At 63.1% G+C, this 17,992-nt stretch carries 14 protein-coding genes; 5 read left to right on the top strand and 9 right to left on the bottom strand.

The window, feature by feature from the left end; translation table 11 throughout:
• Positions 1 to 98: 98 nt before the first annotated feature.
• The 3 genes from ACWFUC_RS14715 to ACWFUC_RS14705 all read right to left on the bottom strand — a co-directional run bounded on the left by ACWFUC_RS14715 (position 99) and on the right by ACWFUC_RS14705 (position 4,129).
• Positions 99 to 1,025 (bottom strand): hypothetical protein, encoded by a 927-nt coding sequence (locus ACWFUC_RS14715; RefSeq protein WP_489625287.1) that lies wholly within the window; start codon positions 1,023 to 1,025, stop codon positions 99 to 101.
• A 315-nt stretch (positions 1,026 to 1,340) separates the two neighbouring features.
• Positions 1,341 to 2,375, bottom strand: coding sequence for an extracellular solute-binding protein (locus ACWFUC_RS14710; RefSeq protein WP_134135179.1), 1,035 nt, complete (start codon positions 2,373 to 2,375; stop codon positions 1,341 to 1,343).
• A 296-nt stretch (positions 2,376 to 2,671) separates the two neighbouring features.
• Entirely contained in the window at positions 2,672 to 4,129 is a 1,458-nt protein-coding gene (locus ACWFUC_RS14705) for a Ppx/GppA phosphatase family protein (RefSeq protein ID WP_489625286.1), read from the bottom strand.
• Between the two features lie 202 nt (positions 4,130 to 4,331).
• On the opposite strand from ACWFUC_RS14705, the gene ACWFUC_RS14700 reads away from it, so the two are divergent.
• Positions 4,332 to 5,096 carry an SAM-dependent methyltransferase gene (locus tag ACWFUC_RS14700; protein ID WP_489625285.1) on the top strand — a complete coding sequence of 255 codons (765 nt, stop codon included), beginning with the start codon at positions 4,332 to 4,334 and terminating at the stop codon, positions 5,094 to 5,096.
• Positions 5,097 to 5,163: 67 nt separating this feature from the next.
• Here ACWFUC_RS14700 and ACWFUC_RS14695 read toward each other — a convergent pair whose 3' ends face one another.
• The 4 genes from ACWFUC_RS14695 to rluC form a co-directional block, all read right to left on the bottom strand.
• Complete coding sequence (locus ACWFUC_RS14695) at positions 5,164 to 6,222, bottom strand: S49 family peptidase (RefSeq protein WP_034332211.1); 1,059 nt, start codon at positions 6,220 to 6,222, stop codon at positions 5,164 to 5,166.
• Positions 6,223 to 6,273: 51 nt separating this feature from the next.
• The gene (locus tag ACWFUC_RS14690; protein WP_034332207.1) at positions 6,274 to 6,648 is read right to left on the bottom strand and encodes a Rieske (2Fe-2S) protein; all 375 of its coding nucleotides are present in this window, start codon (positions 6,646 to 6,648) and stop codon (positions 6,274 to 6,276) included.
• Positions 6,649 to 6,659: 11 nt separating this feature from the next.
• Positions 6,660 to 7,319 (bottom strand): HAD-IIIA family hydrolase, encoded by a 660-nt coding sequence (locus ACWFUC_RS14685; protein WP_034331648.1) that lies wholly within the window; start codon positions 7,317 to 7,319, stop codon positions 6,660 to 6,662.
• Positions 7,320 to 7,444: 125 nt separating this feature from the next.
• The gene (rluC, locus tag ACWFUC_RS14680) at positions 7,445 to 8,512 is read right to left on the bottom strand and encodes a 23S rRNA pseudouridine(955/2504/2580) synthase RluC (protein WP_088754288.1); all 1,068 of its coding nucleotides are present in this window, start codon (positions 8,510 to 8,512) and stop codon (positions 7,445 to 7,447) included.
• Positions 8,513 to 9,321: 809 nt separating this feature from the next.
• Here rluC and ACWFUC_RS14675 point away from each other — a divergent pair.
• From ACWFUC_RS14675 to moeA, 4 genes are all read left to right on the top strand, one after another.
• Positions 9,322 to 12,564 (top strand): Rne/Rng family ribonuclease, encoded by a 3,243-nt coding sequence (locus ACWFUC_RS14675; protein ID WP_489625284.1) that lies wholly within the window; start codon positions 9,322 to 9,324, stop codon positions 12,562 to 12,564.
• 346 nt (positions 12,565 to 12,910) lie between these two features.
• Positions 12,911 to 14,026: a GTP 3',8-cyclase MoaA gene (gene moaA / locus ACWFUC_RS14670; protein ID WP_310839569.1), complete on the top strand. Its 1,116-nt coding sequence runs from the start codon at positions 12,911 to 12,913 to the stop codon at positions 14,024 to 14,026.
• Between the two features lie 37 nt (positions 14,027 to 14,063).
• Positions 14,064 to 14,675 carry a molybdenum cofactor guanylyltransferase MobA gene (mobA, locus tag ACWFUC_RS14665; RefSeq protein WP_489625283.1) on the top strand — a complete coding sequence of 204 codons (612 nt, stop codon included), beginning with the start codon at positions 14,064 to 14,066 and terminating at the stop codon, positions 14,673 to 14,675.
• Positions 14,672 to 15,967, top strand: a complete 1,296-nt coding sequence (gene moeA / locus ACWFUC_RS14660) for a molybdopterin molybdotransferase MoeA (RefSeq protein ID WP_489637207.1) — start codon at positions 14,672 to 14,674, stop codon at positions 15,965 to 15,967. Before mobA ends, moeA begins: the two co-directional genes overlap by 4 nt.
• 96 nt (positions 15,968 to 16,063) lie before the next feature.
• Here the strand turns inward: moeA and ACWFUC_RS14655 are convergent, their stop codons facing one another.
• The gene (locus ACWFUC_RS14655; RefSeq protein ID WP_489625281.1) at positions 16,064 to 17,551 is read right to left on the bottom strand and encodes a DNA recombination protein RmuC; all 1,488 of its coding nucleotides are present in this window, start codon (positions 17,549 to 17,551) and stop codon (positions 16,064 to 16,066) included.
• A 19-nt stretch (positions 17,552 to 17,570) separates the two neighbouring features.
• Positions 17,571 to 17,972: a group II truncated hemoglobin gene (locus ACWFUC_RS14650; RefSeq protein ID WP_034339751.1), complete on the bottom strand. Its 402-nt coding sequence runs from the start codon at positions 17,970 to 17,972 to the stop codon at positions 17,571 to 17,573.
• Positions 17,973 to 17,992 lie beyond the last annotated feature (20 nt).

Below are 17,992 nucleotides of genomic sequence, written 5' to 3'. Positions count from 1 at the left end.
CCCTCCCAACCGATTTAGTTCTCTGGCTGCTTCAGCGCGCGCTTTGTCCAATAACGGTCCAATAAGGCGGGCAGGCTCTGGCTTAGTTTGTCACCCTGCTACACCGCGTTCCTTACTGCTGCAATCAACTCGGCATCCTCTGCAAAGCCAATGGGCATCTGCATGGCGGTAATGGCATAGACCGCGATGTCTTCACCATCGAGTCCACTCTGTCGTGCACGGTGCACCCATTGGTGTAGCTGCTCCCGGGCGTCCGGCTGGAGGGGGCGGGCAGTTTCGTGGCATAGGTTGTTCCACTGCTGGAGCAGTTGCTGCACCAGTGGCATGTTCTCCAGTTGCAGCCACTGCATTGAGTCCAGTCGAACAGCGGAGGACGGCAATGGGCTCAATTCAGCTTCATGCTCAGAGGCATATGTCTTGAGTCTGCCATTGCCATCATGGGCGATCCACACGCCCTCCCCCAGCAGGTTCTGTTTCTGGGCGGTGGTGAGCGTAGGCCAGAGCACCTCCAGATAATCCGGGTTGTACCAACGTACCGAGGATCTGCGCCGGTGAATGTCCACTCCGCTGGAGGAGGCACTGATGCGCGCAGCGATCTGTGCGGCAGTATCGGTGCTGACTATCCAGCCACATACCGCCCGCTGAGCCTGTCCGGGATCGTCATTGGTCTGCAGTATGTTGACCCGCTGCCGGAGCAGCGTTTCCGCATACGACTGCGAAATGCTGCTCTCCATCAAGGGGTCATCCATGCCGACATCGGTTTCCAGCATATAGGCTGCGACGCGGCGGCAATCCAGCGTGATGAGGCGCGGACATGCATCTTCATGCCAGCCGGCGACGTTGAGCATGGCCGGCTTGATGAATGCAACGTCACGTTTGCCGTCACCCAGCAATTCAAGAGGGTCAGCCAGCTCAGGGGCATACACCAAATGAATGCAAGAAAGCGGCTGTTGCCGCTTGACGGCCGTAATGGCATCCAGTATTTCGCGACGAAAGTGTGACAAAGCTTGCTGTATGGGATTCATGAGCAATCGTTAAAGGTCCGGAAACATCGATATGCAGGTTTCTTGATTTATCGCCGGCAACACAACATTGTGGTGGCTCGCCAGATATTTCTGAATGCAAGCGATAGTCAATGCACTTGCTTGAAACGCCTGCTACAGGTTGCATTAAGCGTAACTGCAATAACGGGGATGAGACGATTTTTCTCCTGATCAGTTCATCGGCTCTTGGGATTTCTGAAGGGCAAAGACCCGCGTACCGCCGCGCTGAAAAGATAAAAAAAACCGGTCCGCGCATCACGCGGACCGGCCTTCACGCAAGGATATGAATGATTCTGTTTATTTGTAGCCCACGCGATCCAGCATCTGCAACACCTTCTGCTGGTTGGCCCCGACCGCGCCCACGTTGATGACTTCGGCCTTGAACGGCCCCATCTTCACCAGTGCCGGGTTTTCGGTCTTTACGCTCTTGACGGCCGGCCACTCATTGTTGCCTTCAGCAAAATAACGCTGCGCCGAATCGCTGGCCAGGTATTCCAGGAACTGCACGGCTTCAGCCTTGTGGGGCGCGTTCTTGGCCACACCGCCCCCGGCGATGTTGACGTGCGCACCGTAGCTCTTCTGGTTGGGCCAGACAATGCCAACCTTTTCCATCAGCGCCACATCTTCCGGCTTGGTGGAACGCAGCAGGCGCGCCACGTAATAAGAATTGGAAATGGCCACGCCGCACTCACCCGAACCGACCGCCTTGATCTGGTCGGTATCGCCACCGACCGGCTGGCGCGCCTGGTTGGCGACCATGCCCTTCAGAATGGCTTCGGTCTTGGCCGCGCCGTCATGTTCCAGCAATGCGCCGAACAGCGACACGTTGTAAGGGTGCGAACCGCTGCGGGTACACAGCTTGCCCTTGTTCTTCGGGTCGCCCAGGGCTTCATAGGTATCCACGTCTTCCGGCTTCACGCTGGCCTTGTTGTAGACGATCACGCGGGCACGGGTGGAGAAACCGAACCACTGCGTACCGTCGCTGCCTTCCTTGCTGTGCAGGTTGGCAGGGATGCGCTCATCGAGCAGCTTGGACTTGACCGGCTGGAACAGACCCTCGCTCTGCGCCTTCCACAGGCGGGCCGCATCCACCAGCAGGATCACGTCGGCCGGGCTGGAAGCGCCTTCACTCTTCAAGCGCGCGAGAATGCCTGCATCGTCACCGTCGACCCGGTTGATCTTGATGCCGGTGGCCTTGGTGAAATCGGCGTAGAGCGCTTCGTCAGTCTGGTAGTGGCGCGCCGAATAGAGATTGATGACCTTCTCCTGCGCGAAGCTGGAAGCGGCAATGGCAGCCAGCACGGCGCCGACGGCGAGTTGACGGTGGAACATGGACCATCCTTTTCAAAAAGAGTGAACGACCGCCGTCGTGGAAACGGCGTTTTCTTTTGGCGCGGAAGGCGGTCCAGGGATATCGGACTTGGCTGTCGCAGTGGGCGATCTCGGGATCGCCTCGTTGTGGGCGCATGGCGCTAACGCCATGGCAGTGCGGTTCATAGACCGCTGGCGACTATAGCACAAACAAGAAGCATTATCATCTGCGCGTATGCACATCGCGCAGGCCGCCATGAAAAACGCCCTTGCCGGCAGCCGCTCGGCAAGGGCGTTTCAGAGACGAAGAGAAGAAATCAGATGACCTTGACCGCAAAGTCCACACCGATGCCGGCCCACCATTCCTGCTCCTTCTGGAACCAGAAGGAAATGCTCGGATGCTCCTTGATGTAATCGCGGCGAATCTCCAGGTCGATGCGGCTCTTGAGCTTGACCCGCACCTTCTCCAGGTCCAGCGTGATGTGCGCATGGCGGAACATCACCGCCAGCCGCAAGGCCAACACTGCCTTGGCGAAATCGACATCGGCCAGCATCTCGCTGATCTTCTTGAGGTTGCCCTTTTGCCCGAGGATGAGCGTGCTCATCAGGCGCTGCTCGCGCGTGGTGAAACCGGGCATGTCGGCATTGGCGATCATGTAGGCCGAATGCTTGTGATACCCGGTCGGCGAGACCACCAGGCCGGTCTCGTGCAGCAACGCGCTCCAGTAGAGATAGCGCACATACGAATCAGTGGCCGGTTTCAAACTCTCGAAAAAGCCCAGCGCCGTATCGGCCACGCCATGGGCGCGTGCCGCATCGACGTGGAAGCGGCGAGCAAATTCTTCCACCGAACGGTCGCGGCGATCGGCCTTGGTGGCGCGCAACTGCAGGTCCCACATCACACCCATGCGCAGGCCGGCTTCCACCGGCGTGATGACCTCGATGCCGAACTCCTGCATGAAACCGATCAGCACGGCGAGCCCACCCATGATGACGCCGGCGCGGTCCGGCTTCATGCCATCGAGTGAAATCTGGCTGACGTGGCCGAAATCGATCAGCCGCTGCATCAGGTCGGCCAGGCTGGGCAGCGTGACACGGCCATCGCCCATGCTGTTGCGGCGGATGGTATCAGCGATGGCCCGCATGGTGCCAGAAGATCCATACACATTGACGCTGGCCGCATCGAAGCTGAAGAGGTGCACCGCATCTTCCACATGCGAACGCGCAGAGATGATGGCGCGCTCGAAGGCCGCTGCCGTGATCGCCCCATCGGGGAAGAAGGCCAGGCTCTGGTTGACGGTACCGATGCCGAAGGATTCAACGTGGCGGATATGTTCGCCCAAGCCACGGATGACTTCGGTGGAACCCCCGCCGATGTCGATGACCATGCGTTCTTCGCCCGCATCGGCGAGCACGCCGGCCACACCCATGTAGATCAGGCGCCCTTCTTCCTCGCCGGAAATGATCTCGACCGGATAACCGATGGCGCGCTCCAGTTCCGGCAACAACTCGGCGGCATTCTTGGCCACGCGCAAGGTATTGGTGGCCACCACCCGCACGGCGGTCAGCGGATAGTCGCGCAGGACGGAGCGAAAACGGGTCAGCGAATCGATGGCGCTCTGACAGGCCTGCGGCGTGAGGTTGCCGCTCTTGTCGATGCCCGCCGCCAGGCGGATGGGGTCACGCGCGCTCTTGATGACGCGTATGCTGTCGTCCTCGTACTTGCCGATATGCAAGCGAAAACTGTTGGAACCGAGATCTACCGCAGCAAACATGCATTTCCTTTCGCAAAGGCTCCGGGCCGGGCGGCACGCAGCAATTGCTAAATAATTTAAACCGCATCCTGTCTCCCAGCCGACAAGATAATGGCCGCGCATTACACTTTGATGACAGCTTGCACCCTGTAGAATGGCGGCTCAGCGAAGTCGTGCTGCGTTGCACATATTATTTTATACAATTTATCCCATTTTCCCTTCCATGCCCGGCATTCTTTACCTGGTTCCCAACACGCTGGGAACGACCGAGCTTCCCGCCGACACTGACGCATTGCATCCGCTGGAGTCCATCATCCCGCGCCAGGTGCAGGCCATCGCGGCGCGCCTGGATTATTTCGTGGCCGAGAACGCCAAGACCACACGTGCCTTCCTCAAGCTTCTGGGCAGCAGCACCGCACTGGCCAAGCCCATCCAGGAAATCCAGATCAGCGAACTGAACGTCAACACGCCTTCCGCCGCCCTGCCCGCCTTGCTGGCACCGCTGCTGGAAGGCCGCGACGGTGGCCTGATCTCGGAAGCCGGTGTGCCGGCCGTAGCCGACCCCGGTGCCAACCTGGTGCGCCTGGCGCATCAGCACGGCATCCAGGTGCGACCGCTGGTCGGGCCGTCGTCCCTGTTGCTGGCGGTGATGGCCAGCGGACTGAACGGCCAGAGCTTCGCCTTCAACGGCTACCTGCCCACCGACGCCGAGGCACGCAGCAAGCGCATCCGCCAGCTGGAGGATCGTTCCCGCAAGGAGAAGCAGACCCAGCTGCTGATCGAAACGCCTTATCGCAACGGTGCCATGCTGGAAGCGCTGGCGCAGTCTTGCCAGCCGGGCACGCTGATCTGTGTGGCGACCGATCTTTCGCTGCCCACCGAAACGGTACGCACGCAGACCGCCACGCAATGGAAGGCGGCGCTGACTGCCAACAAGGCGCCGGACTTCCACAAGAAGCCGACGGTGTTCCTGCTGCTGGGGGAATAAGCATCGCAAAAAAACAAAGGCCGGTTGCATCAGCAACCGGCCTTTTGCTTGGAAGCTGTGGACTCGCTCAGCGCAACTGCGACAACGGCGCTGACATCAAGGTCTTGGCAAAGCCCGCACCGAAGGCCACGCCGAACTTCTTCAACACGCGTTCGGAGAGATTCTCGGTCTGGGTGTAGTCCACCACATCCTCGGCCTTGATCACGTCACGCGCCACGCTGTCGACCGTGCCATAGCCATCGGCCAAGCCCAGTTCGACGGCCTTGGAGCCGGTCCACACCAGGCCCGAGAAGGTATCCGGGGTTTCCTTCAGGCGCGTGCCACGGCCCTGGCGCACCACTTCGATGAACTGCTGATGGATCTCCTGCAGCATCGATTGCGCGTATTCACGCTGCTTGGGGCTCTGCGGGCTGAAGGGATCGAGGAAGCTCTTGTTCTCGCCCGCCGTCAGCAGGCGGCGCTCCACGCCCAGCTTGTCCATCAGGCCGGTGAAGCCGAAGCCATCCATCAGCACGCCCACCGAACCGATCAGGCTGGCCTTGTTGACGTAAATCTTGTCGGCCGCCACGGCGATGTAATAGCCGCCGGAAGCGCACATCTCTTCCACCACCACGTAGATCGGCTTCTTGGGATAGGCCTTGCGCAGGCGGGTGATCTCGTCGTTGATCATGCCGGCCTGCACGGGGCTGCCGCCGGGGCTGTTGATCTTCAGGATCACGCCCACCGAGTCGCTGGCCGCAAAGGCTTTGTCGAGCGCCGGAATGACCACGCCGGCCGAGCCCTGCCCTTCGGATTCGATGGTGCCGCGAATCTCGACCAGGGCAGTATGGGTGCCCAGCGGCTCGCTCTCGATCTTGTTGTAGGTGAAGGCCATCCAGCCGCCCAGCACGATCACCACCAGGATGGCGATGCGGAAGAAGATGCCCCAGCGGCGGCGGGCGCGCTGTTCCTTGACGGCGAACAGGGCCAGCTTTTCCAGGACGTCGCGCTCCCAGCCGCTCTTCTTGTCCTCGCGCACGCTGGCGGGGATGGAAGAAGACGGTGCAGCAGGCGGCGGGGAGGCCGGGGAAGACGAGGAAGACTGAGGGGGGCGGTCTTGCGGGTTGTCAGATTCGTTGTTGCTCATAGGCTCACTCTGGGCAGCGCCATCGCGCTGCACTGGTTTTTTCCGCGAAGCTCATGCCTCGACGGGCTGGACGATGTCATCCGGACGCCAAAACACCTGGCCGTCGCGTTCCACCGCCATGATCTTACGCAAATGCGCACCGGTACAAGGTCCGCCTGCGCATTTTCCGGTATCGGGCGCATAAACCGCGCCATGTGTTGCGCACATGAGATACAGGCCGCTGGATTCAAAGAATTCGCCCTCGGCCCAATCCAGTTCGATCGGCACATGGGCGCAGCGATTCAGATAGCCATACACCACGCCGCCATAGCGCACCACGAAGCCAGTGGTCTCATCCCCATGCACCTGCACCGGGAAGCGCTTGCCCAGACCGCCCTCCTGGAGGGCGGCTGAGGGGCAAATGAAGATTTCTTCAGGCGTCGTCATGGCAAGCCGCTTCAGGCGTGGTCATTGAGCCATTGATGCAGCTCGCGGATGGAGCGGGCTGAATAAAGAGGCGCCAAAGTCTGCAGCTGCTGCGGCGGATGCGCGCCGAACTCCACCGCCACTCCCTTGGCTCCGGCGTTGATGGCCATCTGCAGGTCGTGAGTGGTGTCGCCGATCATGACGGTACGGTGCATGTCCTGGCCCAGTTCGCGGGTCAGTTCCTGCAGCATGGCCGGATGCGGCTTGGAGAAGGTTTCATCGGCGCAGCGCGTGGCATCGAACTTGGAGAGCAGGCCGGTACTGTTCATGGCCCGGTTCAGCCCCACCCGGCTCTTGCCGGTGGCCACGGCCAGGAAATAGCCCTGCTGCGACAGGTCGGCCAGCATCTCGGGCACGCCCTCGAAGAGCGTGAGGTCCTTGTCCTGCCCGAGATAGTGATGGCGATAGCGCTCCACGATGCGTGGATAGTACTTCGGGTCCACATCCGGAATGGCGGCCTGCATCGCGTCCTGCAAACCCAGGCCGATCACGTAGGAGGCCGCGCTCTTGTCGGGAATGGGCAGCCCCAGGTCGCGCGCGGCCGCCTGGATGCAGCGCACGATGGTCGAGGTGCTGTCCATCAGGGTGCCGTCCCAGTCGAAGACGATCAGGTCGAATTGCTTTCTTGCCATGTGCTGAGCTCTTTCCGCTGGCATGCTTCCGACTCGGTTGCCATTGTGGCAATTGCCAGATGAGCATGCGTTTCTGTTAATGCCGGGCAGAAAGTATCACATCCCGGCCGTCTGCGCGCATCCCTTCACTCTTCGGTTCCGGCCAGCATGTTGTGGGGCAGCAGGTCGCCCTCGGCGCCGCCTTCGAGGCTGCGCAGGAAACGCGCGCATTCCTCGGGCAGGCCGGCCTTGAGGGTGACTGTCTCGCCGCTTTCCGGATGGCGAAAACTGATGCGCCAGGCATGCAGGAACATGCGCTTGAAGGCCACGCGATTGCCATCGGCCTTCTGCAGCGACTTGTTCAAAGTGAAATCGCCGTACTTGTCATCGCCCACGATGGGGAAACCGCTGGAAGACAGGTGCACCCGGATCTGATGGGTGCGGCCGGTTTTCAGTTCAGCTTCCAGCAGGGCAAATTCACCGAAGCGGCGCAAGAGCGAAAAGATGGTGTGCGAAGGCTGGCCATCGGCCTGCACGCGCACGCGGCGCTCGCCGTCCGGAGTGCTGTACTTGAAGAGCGGCAATTTCACGTGCTGGCGGGCATTCTTCCAGTCGCCCTGCACCAGCGTGAAATACCGCTTGTCGGTGGTGCCTTCGCGCATCTGGTCGTGCAGGTTGGTCAGGGCCGAACGCTTCTTGGCGATCAGCAGCACGCCCGAGGTATCGCGGTCCAGGCGGTGTACCAGTTCCAGGAACTTGGCCTGCGGCCGCGCCGCACGCAGCTGTTCGATCACGCCATAACTCACGCCCGAGCCGCCGTGCACGGCCACGCCGGCCGGCTTGTCGATGACCAGCATGTGGCTGTCTTCCAGCAGGATGCGGAATTCCGCGCCGGGGACCACCTGTTCTTGTTTCTCGGCAACTCGTATTGGCGGCACGCGCACCACGTCCCCTTCGGCCAGTCGATAGGTCTGGTCGATGCGGCCCTTGTTGACGCGCACCTCGCCCGAACGCAGGACACGGTAGATATGGCTCTTGGGAACACCCTTGCAGATACGCAGCAGGAAATTGTCAATCCGCTGCCCGGCTTCTTCGTCGGAAATGGTCAGCAACTGCACCTGGGGAAGGTTCTGCGAGGCGGCTTCGCTCCGGGAGGCAGGCGCGGTTGCGGCGCTTTCAGAAGCCCCCCTAGAAAATCTCGCTAAGTCCTTCATTTTGAATATATAATCGTTCGACGCTGAACAAAAAATCAGCGTCAGTAGAATAAAAAGGAACATTCTACACAAGAGGAGACTTCGTCAGCCTCGCTCATTTGCAAAATAGACGGAGGGGGCCCCGAAAACCACGACGCGCGGCATCGCAGACGCAATAAAAGCGCTGCAACGGTTGACAATACAGCCGATCATGTCGCTTGCCTGGTCCACGTAAAGGCCTCGAAACGAGTACGCACCTTCCCTGCGCGATTCCAGTTTGCACCGCAGTTGCAATCGGACAGCGCGCCTGGAAGTGGAACAGAATTGTTTGGATCATCAGGATAAAAGTCTGGCAAGACTCGCATCCGGTGTTCCGGTTCAGGTCCGCAGCGCACAGCCCCCGGCAAAGCAGTATCTTGCAGCGCATCCGGCGGCAGGCTCATCCGCCCGCCCCTCATGCAGCGCATTGCCCGGGCCATGCCGCAGTCCTGGCCGAAGCATCGCGAAGCTTGCCGGTTGATGCAACAGAACCCGATCGCCGTCGCCAACCCATCACCATGTTACGTTTGGCTCCACAGACCAGCTTACCGTCCGCAGTTGCCTGCGCGACCGCCTATGGCGGAGCGCGCGGCGCGGATACGGTGCTGCCCGGCGTTCCCGTCTGCCGCATCCGCGCCCCCTTGTGCTGGAGCGCCCGCTAAGGCGCACTCACACAATCAAGGCAATTCCCTCCCCAATCACTTCGTTCTCGCGTACATCCCCTGTACTTTTGGCCCGCTACCACATACGGACGGGCCATTTGAAGGATCTTCGGATCCCGGAGTGAAAACATGAAACGTATGTTGTTCAACGCCACGCAGCAGGAAGAACTGCGCGTAGCGATCGTTGACGGTCAGAAACTGATCGACATCGACATCGAAACCACCGGACGCGAGCAGCGCAAGTCCAACATCTACAAGGGCGTCATCACCCGCATCGAGCCCTCGCTGGAAGCCTGCTTCGTCAACTACGGCGAAGAACGCCACGGCTTCCTGCCCTTCAAGGAAGTGGCCCGCACCTATTTCAAGGAAGGCATTGACGTCCGCAACGCCAGCATCAAGGAAGCGCTGCGCGAAGGCCAGGAAATCATCGTCCAGGTCGAGAAGGAAGAACGCGGCAACAAGGGCGCTGCCCTGACCTCGTTCATCTCCCTGGCCGGCCGCTACCTGGTGCTCATGCCCAACAACCCGCGCGGTGGCGGCGTGTCGCGCCGTGTCGAAGGCGAAGACCGCCAGGAACTGCGCGAAACCATGGACAAGCTGGACCTGCCCAACGGCATGTCCGTCATCGCCCGTACCGCCGGCATCGGCCGCAACGTCGATGAACTGCAGTGGGACCTGAACTACCTGATGCAACTCTGGCGCGCCATCGAAGGCGCCGGCCAGTCCGGCTCGGGCGCCTTCCTGATCTACCAGGAATCGTCACTGGTCATCCGCGCCATCCGCGACTACTTCCAGCCCGACATCGGCGAAATCCTGATCGATACCGACGACATCCACGACCAGGCCCAGCAGTTCATGGCCCACGTGATGCCGGACATGGTTCACCGCGTCAAGCGCTACCGCGACGACGTGCCGCTGTTCTCGCGCTTCCAGATCGAACACCAGATCGAGACCGCCTACTCGCGTACGGTCCCGCTGCCTTCCGGCGGCGCCATCGTCATCGACCACACCGAAGCCCTGGTGTCGGTGGACGTGAACTCGGCGCGCGCCACCCGTGGCAGCGACATCGAGACCACCGCCTTCAACACCAACCTCGAAGCCGCCGATGAAGTGGCCCGCCAGTTGCGCCTGCGCGACCTGGGCGGCCTGATCGTGATCGACTTCATCGACATGGAGAACTCCAAGAACCAGCGCGAAGTGGAAGGCCGTCTGAAGGACGCCCTGCACCACGACCGCGCCCGCGTTCAGATGGGCAAGATCTCCCGCTTCGGCCTGATGGAACTGTCGCGCCAGCGCCTGCGTCCGTCGCTGTCCGAAGGCAGCCACGTGACCTGCCCGCGTTGCAACGGCACCGGCCACATCCGCGATACCGAATCCTCCGCCCTGCAGGTGCTGCGCATCATCCAGGAAGAGGCGATGAAGGAAAATTCAGCCGCCATCCACGTGCAAGCGCCGGTGGACGTGGCCGCCTTCCTGCTCAATGAAAAACGGGGCGAAATCCTGAAGATCGAGACGCGCCATCGCGTCACCGTCATCATGATCCCCAACAAGCACCTGGAAACCCCGCACTACAAGATGGAACGGATCAAGCACGACGATCCGCGCCTGGACGACGCCCAAGCCAGCTACACCATGGCCGAGCAAGCCGATACCGACATCGGCTACAGCAAGCGCCAGAAGGAAGAAGAGCGTCCGCGCCAGGAAGCCGTGGTCAAGGGCATCACCCCCGACCAGCCGGCCCCGATCGTCGAACGCAAGGCACCGGAACCGGTGGCTGCCCCCGTGCCGCCGCCGACCCTGGCGCCGGAATCGGGTCTGCTGGGCAAGATCTTCGCCTTCTTCCGCAAGAAGCCGGTTGCTCCGGTGGAAGTGCCGGCCCCGGTCGAAGCCAAGGCGCCGGCCAAGCGCGAAGGTGATCGCAATGGCCGTGGCGGCGACCGCAATGGCCGCAACCGCAACCGTGGTGAACGCGGTGAGCGTGGCGATCGCGCCGAACGTGGCGAGCGCAATGCAGAGCAGCGTGCACCCCGCGGCCCGGCCGTCGAACTGAAGACCGGCGATGCTGCGGAAGCCAAGCAGGCTCGCCCGCCTCGTGGTCCGCGCGAACCCAAGGAAGGTCGCGAACCGCGTGAAGGCCGTGAAGTGCGCGAGGGCCGTGAGCCGCGCGAAGCCCGCGAAGGCCAGGAACCGAAGGAAGCCCGCCGCAACGAGCCGCGTGAAGCCCGTGAGCCCCGCGAACCGCGCGAAGGCCGCGAGCCGCGCGAGGGTCGTGAAGGCCGTGAACCGCGCCAGCCGCGTGAACCGCGCGCCCCGCGTGGTGAACGCAAGGACCCCAAGGCCGAGGAAGGCCTGCCGCTGGAAGCCGCTCTGGCTGCCGGTGCAGCCACCGCAGGCGTAGCGGTTGCTGCAGGTGCCGTGGCCCTGTCCAATGACGAGCAAGCCGCCAAGGTGGAAGCTGCTCAAGTCGAAGGTTCCGAAGGCGCTGATGGCGTCGACGGTGCGGAAGCTGCCGAAGGCGGCACCGAGCCGCGTCGTCGTCGTCGCCGTGGTGGCCGCAACCGTCATCGTCGCGAACGTGATGAAAACGGTAACGTGATCGACAACGGCGAAGGTGAAGGATCGGAGCAATCCGAAGCCGCCGAAGGCGTCGACACCGTAGTCGTGGCCAGCGCCGCTGCTACCGGCGTGAACGTCGAGACCGTTGCTGCCGAGACTTCGGCGGCTCCGGTGGAAGTGGCCCAAGCCGCTGTGGCGCAAGCTTCGTTCGCCGCCTCCCCGGTCCCGGAACAAGCCCCGGCTGAAGCTGCCGTGCACGTGGAAAGCGGTGTGAACTCGGTGGAAGCCGTCGCCGCTGCCGCTGCCGAAGCGACCCAGGCCGTGTTCTCGAACCAGCCGGCCATCGAACCGGCGGCCCCGTCGATCGATGCCAGCTTCGCCCCGACCCCGGCCTTCGAGCCGGTGCAGGCCCCCGTTGCTGCTCCGGCCGCATCGGAAGCCCCGGTCGAGGTGGTGCACGCTGCGCCCGCAGCCCCGGCCGTGCCGCAACAGATCAGCCTGCTGGACGCCGTCGAAGCCAGCCCGGTACCGGTAGCCGTCGAACCGGCTCCGGTGGTGGCTGAAGCCGCACCGGCTTCCCCTGCTGCCCCTGCCCCCGCAGTGGCGGCCAGCACCGGCAACGCTGCCCGTTCGGAGTCGCTGGAGCAGATGCTGTCGCAAGCCGGCCTGACCCTGGCCACCACGGACCCGGTCAAGCTGCGCGCGGCCCAGGAAGCCGCTGCTGCCTTCGTCCCGGCACCGCACGTGCCGCGCGAGCGCAAGCCGCTGCCGCCGCAGTCGACCGAACCGCTGGTGCAGGTCGAAACCCGCCGTTAAGTAGGGTTCCGGCCACCCTGCCGCAGGGTGGTCCGGACGCTGTCAATATCGGCAATGAACAAGGGAGCTTCGGCTCCCTTTTTCATGTCTATCGGTTTCCAGATGAAGCCTTTGCCTTCACCGCCCATCGGCAAACGACCTCCTATTTGGTGACAGTTGCCCGCTCGCCGTCACGATACAGTCGCGGCAGCTTACGATGGCGCTGCAAGCCAGATGCCAGCAGGCCCGCACGGCGGGCGGCGGCAGGCGCGAGATGCAGTTGCGCGCATACACTATATGCATGATTGTGCATCTGCGCGGCGGCCTCAGGCGTGCTATCGTTACACACCTTTTATCGTCAGATCGTATGAACAAGCGCGTCATCCCCATCGTCGATGTCCGGCAAGCCCCGATCGCCACTGCGGCCGGCTTGCTGACGCCGGTTGCGGTCGAGCCGACCGGCTGGCTGGGCGACAGCCTGGGGCGTCCGCTGCACGACCTGCGCATTTCGGTCACTGACCGCTGCAATTTCCGCTGTGTCTATTGCATGCCCAAGGATGTCTTCGACAAGCAATACCAGTTCCTTCCGCACTCGGACCTGCTGACCTTCGAAGAGCTGACCCGCGTGGCAGCCCAGTTCGTGGCGCATGGCGTGCGCAAGATCCGCCTGACCGGCGGCGAGCCGCTGCTGCGCAAGAACATCGAGACCCTGATCGCCATGCTGGCCGCCCTGCGCACCCCGGAGGGCGAAGAAATCGACCTGACCCTCACCACCAACGGCACGCTGCTGAAGCAAAAGGCCCAGGTGCTCAAGGCGGCCGGGCTCAGGCGCGTGACGGTATCGCTGGATTCGCTGGATGACGAGAGCTTCCGCCGCATGAACGACGTCGATTTCCCGGTGGCGCGCGTGCTGGAAGGCATTGAAGCGGCGCACGCCGCCGGACTCGGTCCGATCAAGATCAACATGGTGGTCAAGAAGGGCGTCAACGACGACCAGATCCTGCCGATGGCGCGCTACTTCAAGGGCAGCCCGGCCATCCTGCGCTTCATCGAGTACATGGACGTGGGCTCTTCCAACGGCTGGCGCATGGACGAAGTGCTGCCCTCGCGCGAAGTGGTCCGCCGCATCGCTGACGAGATGCCATTGGAAGTGGCCGACCCCAACTACACCGGCGAGACCGCCGAGCGCTGGCGCTATGTGGATGGCAGCGGCGAGATCGGCGTGATCTCCAGCGTGACCCAGGCCTTCTGCCAGGACTGTTCACGCGCGCGCCTCTCCACCGAAGGCAAGGTCTACACCTGTCTGTTCGCCAGCGAAGGCCACGACCTGCGCAGCCTGGTGCGCAATGGCAGCAGCGATGCCGAGATTGCCGGTGCCATCGCCGCCCTCTGGGGCCAGCGCGGCGACCGTTATTCCGAGCTGCGCAGCGCCATGCAGGCGACTCCGGCGCGCAAGGTCGAGATGTCCTACATCGGCGGCTGATCCGGCACGTCTGCCCTGCTCCGTCCTCTTCCGTACCATGTCTTCCCCCGCCACCGCCGCCAGCCACATCACCGGCCTGGTACTTTCCGGTGGCCGTGGCACGCGCATGGGCGGCGTGGACAAGGGCCTGCAAGTCCTGCATGGCAAGCCGCTGGTGCAGCATGTGCTGGAACGCCTGGCACCGCAGGTCGGTACGCTGGCGATCAACGCCAACCGCTCCCAGCTGGAGTACGCCCGTTTCGGCTACCCGGTCTGGCATGACCTGCAGGGGGATTTCCCCGGCCCGCTGGCGGGTCTGCAATGCGGCCTGGCCCATTGCCACACCCCGCTGCTGGCCACCGCCCCGTGCGACTCGCCGCTGATCCCCTATGACCTGGTAGCGCACCTGTACGACGCCCTCACCGCCAGCGGCGCACAGGCCGCCATCGCGGTCACCGAGGGCGTACACGGGCGCCAGCGGCATCCTGTATGCTCGCTGCTTCAGACCAGTACGCGCGCTTCGCTGGACGCCTTCCTGGCCACCGGCCAACGCAAGATGGACCGCTGGTTTGCCAGCCTTGATTGCGTCGAGGTGGATTTCCCCGACGAGCGCGCCTTCAGCAACATCAATACCGGGCTGGATTTGCAACAGCTCGAAGCAGAACAATGACCGAGACCCACACCGCCACACTCCACGACATCGTCAGCTGCATCAGCGGCTATGACCCCAACGCCATGACGGTGGCACGCGCGCAAGCCGTGATCCAGGAATTCATTACGCCCGTCGAGGCCGTGGAAAAGCTGGCCATCCGCAGCGCCCTTTCGCGCGTGCTGGCGCGCGACATCATCTCCCGCATCGACGTCCCGGCGCACGACAACTCGGCCATGGATGGCTATGCCCTGCGCGGCGAGGATGTGGCCGAGGGCCAGCAAGTGCGCCTGCAGATCATCGGCGCGGTACACGCAGGTGAACAATTCGCCGGCAGCGTCGGCCCCGGCCACTGCGTGCGCATCATGACCGGCGCACCGATGCCCGACGGTTGCGACACCGTGATCCCGCAGGAACTGACCACCGACGCTGACGCGCAAGGCGTGACCCTGCCTGCCGGCCGCGTGCGTCCCGGCGACAATCGCCGCCTGCGTGGCGAAGACCTGGCCCTGGGCAGCGTGGCCCTGCCGCGCGGCCGCGTGCTGCGGCCCTCCGACATCGGCCTGCTGGCTTCGCTGGGCATCGCTGAAGTGCCGGTGCAGCGCCGTCTGCGCGTGGCCTTCTTCTCTACCGGCGACGAGTTGCGTTCGGTCGGCGAGCCGCTCGATGCCGGCTGCGTCTATGACTCCAATCGCTACACCCTGCACGGCATGCTCACGCGCCTCGGTTGCGAAGTGCTGGACATGGGCGTGGTACCGGACGATCCGGCCGCCCTGGACGCGGCGTTCCGCAGTGCTTGCGAAGAAGCCGATGCCGTCATCACCTCCGGTGGCGTCTCGGTCGGTGCGGCCGATTACACCAAGCAGATCATGGCCAGCCTGGGCGAGATGACGTTCTGGAAGATCGCCATGCGCCCCGGCCGCCCGCTGGCCTTCGGCCGCATCCGCTCGCGCGGACGGGAGGCTTATCTGTTCGGTTTGCCGGGCAATCCGGTGGCGGTGCAGGTGAGTTTTTCCTTCTTCGTGCGCGATGCGCTGCTGCGCCTGGCCGGTGCCGAAGCCAATCCGCTGCCGCGCCTGCGGGTGAAGACGGCCACCGCCATCCGCAAGAAGGCCGGCCGCACCGAATACCAGCGCGGCATCCTGGCTCCGGACGAGAACGGTCACTGGCAAGTGCGGCTGACCGGCATGCAGGGTTCGGGCATCCTGCGCTCGATGTCGGACGCCAACTGCATCATTGAACTGGAACACGAACGCGGCGAGGTGGCCGCTGGTGAAGAGGTGACGGTGGTGCTGTTCGACGGCTTGGTATGACGGCTTTCAGGCGCAGATGAAGAAAAAGGGACGGCAAGCCGTCCCTTCTGTTTTCCAGCCGCTTGAGCCACCTCTGCAGGTGAAGGAAGAAGCAAATCAGACGCCCTCGGCATCCTCGCCCAAATCCAGCTCGCCGGTCCCCAGCAGCTTCTGCGCATTCTCCACCGGCAGTGCCTCCACCGACTTGAGCTTGCGTGTCATCTGGCGGGTGCGGGTCTCGGCCTGGTCGATGTTCTTGGCCGCGCGCTCCAGCGCCGTCTTGGTGGCGGCCAGCACTTCGCCGAACTTGCCGAACTCGGTCTTGACCGCGCCCAGCACCTGCCACACCTCCGACGAACGCTTTTCCAGTGCCAGCGTGCGGAAGCCCATCTGCAGGCTGTTGAGCAGCGCCGACAAGGTCGACGGACCCGCAATGGTGACCCGGCAGGTGCGCTGCAATTCATCCGACAAGCCGGGCCGGCGCATCACTTCCGCATACAGTCCTTCGGTGGGCAGGAAGAGGATGGCGAAGTCGGTCGTCAGCGGTGGCGACAGGTATTTCTCCGCAATCGTCTTGGCCTCGCCGCGCACCGCCCGCTCCAGTTCGCGGCCGGCGGTGGCGACGCCGTCGGCATCGGCGCGCTCGGCGGCATCGACCAGGCGCTCGTACTGTTCCTTGGGGAATTTGGCATCGATGGGCATCCAGACCTGGCCCGCGTCTTCCTTGGCACCCGGCAGGCGGATGGCGAATTCCACCCGCTCGCCGCTGGCCGGGACGGTCTCCACGTTCTTGGCGTACTGGTCGGGGGTGAGCATCTGCTCCAGCAGGATTTCCAGCTGCACTTCGCCCCAGGTGCCGCGCGTCTTGACGTTGGTCAGCACGCGCTTCAAGTCGCCCACGCCGGTGGCCAGCTGCTGCATTTCGCCCAGGCCCTGGTGCACCTTGTCCAGCCGGTCCGAGACCAGCTTGAAGGATTCACCGAGCCGCTGCTCCAGCGTGGCATGCAGTTTTTCGTCCACGGTCTTGCGCATCTCTTCCAGCTTTTGCGCGTTGTCGTTCTGCAGGTCCTTGATCTTGGCTTCCAGCGTGGCGCGCACCTCGGCCATGCGTTGGGCGTTCGATTCGGTCAATGCAGAGAGTTGCTGATTCAAGGTGTCACCAAAGCGCTTGAGCGAGACCGCCTGCTCTTCGCGGTTTACCTGGGCCTGCAGCGTGATGGACTGCCGCATGCTTTCCAGTTGCTGCGTATTGCTTTCGTTGAGCTTGACCAATTGCTGCGCGAAGCCATCGATCTGCTGGTTCTGCAAACCCGCCACGCTCGTCAGTTGCGTAGCCAGCGTCTGCTGCAGATGGGCAAAGTTCGCGCCCAGTTCCTGGCGCGTGCTCTGGGCACTGGCCTGCACCTGGCTGCGCAGCTCGCGCTCGATGCGCTCGCCGGTCTCCTGCTGATGGCGTTGCAGGTCCTGCTTGACCTGCAGCAGCGCGTCTTCGATCACCAGCGCGGTCTCGTCCTCCTGCCGCTGGCTACCGCGCAGCAGGATCAGCACTTGCAGCACGACGCCGACCACGACCAGGCCGGTGAGGATCATTTCAAAAAGGGACATGGGACCAATCCAGTGCGTGTTACTCGGGCTTGTTGCGCATCCAGTCGGCGGTCTGGTAGAGCGCCGCCAGCAGGCGCTTCATCAGGTCTTCCGGCAGGCCGACGTCCTGCATGGCCCAGGTCATGCAGCGCAGCCACTGGTCGCGCTCGGAGATGCCGATGGGGAAAGGCAGATGGCGCGCCCGCAGGCGCGGATGGCCGAATTTTTCCATGTACAGGCTGGGACCGCCGGTCCAGCCGGAAAGGAACATGTAAGTCTTCTCGCGCGAACCGTCCAGCGAAGGCGGATGCAGCGCGCGAATGCCGGCGAACTCCGGCTCCAGGTCCATCAGGTCATAGAAACGGTCGACCATCTCGCGCAGCTTCTCTGCGCCGCCAATGAGTTCGAACGTGGTCGGTTGGTTGGGATCTTCGATTTGCATAAGACCGCCATGATACCGCA

It is taken from the genome of Herbaspirillum sp. Her4, assembly GCF_057961335.1.
This window is presented reverse-complemented; position numbering and strand designations above follow the sequence as displayed.

Bases quoted from the DNA above. Each gene is read 5' to 3' on its own strand.
- ACWFUC_RS14715 (WP_489625287.1), bottom strand. From the start codon at position 1,025: ATGAATCCCATACAGCAAGCTTTGTCACACTTTCGTCGCGAAATACTG.
- ACWFUC_RS14710 (WP_134135179.1), bottom strand. From the start codon at position 2,375: ATGTTCCACCGTCAACTCGCCGTCGGCGCCGTGCTGGCTGCCATTGCC.
- ACWFUC_RS14705 (WP_489625286.1), bottom strand. From the start codon at position 4,129: ATGTTTGCTGCGGTAGATCTCGGTTCCAACAGTTTTCGCTTGCATATC.
- ACWFUC_RS14700 (WP_489625285.1), top strand. From the start codon at position 4,332: ATGCCCGGCATTCTTTACCTGGTTCCCAACACGCTGGGAACGACCGAG.
- ACWFUC_RS14695 (WP_034332211.1), bottom strand. From the start codon at position 6,222: ATGAGCAACAACGAATCTGACAACCCGCAAGACCGCCCCCCTCAGTCT.
- ACWFUC_RS14690 (WP_034332207.1), bottom strand. From the start codon at position 6,648: ATGACGACGCCTGAAGAAATCTTCATTTGCCCCTCAGCCGCCCTCCAG.
- ACWFUC_RS14685 (WP_034331648.1), bottom strand. From the start codon at position 7,319: ATGGCAAGAAAGCAATTCGACCTGATCGTCTTCGACTGGGACGGCACC.
- rluC (WP_088754288.1), bottom strand. From the start codon at position 8,512: ATGAAGGACTTAGCGAGATTTTCTAGGGGGGCTTCTGAAAGCGCCGCA.
- ACWFUC_RS14675 (WP_489625284.1), top strand. From the start codon at position 9,322: ATGAAACGTATGTTGTTCAACGCCACGCAGCAGGAAGAACTGCGCGTA.
- moaA (WP_310839569.1), top strand. From the start codon at position 12,911: ATGAACAAGCGCGTCATCCCCATCGTCGATGTCCGGCAAGCCCCGATC.
- mobA (WP_489625283.1), top strand. From the start codon at position 14,064: ATGTCTTCCCCCGCCACCGCCGCCAGCCACATCACCGGCCTGGTACTT.
- moeA (WP_489637207.1), top strand. From the start codon at position 14,672: ATGACCGAGACCCACACCGCCACACTCCACGACATCGTCAGCTGCATC.
- ACWFUC_RS14655 (WP_489625281.1), bottom strand. From the start codon at position 17,551: ATGTCCCTTTTTGAAATGATCCTCACCGGCCTGGTCGTGGTCGGCGTC.
- ACWFUC_RS14650 (WP_034339751.1), bottom strand. From the start codon at position 17,972: ATGCAAATCGAAGATCCCAACCAACCGACCACGTTCGAACTCATTGGC.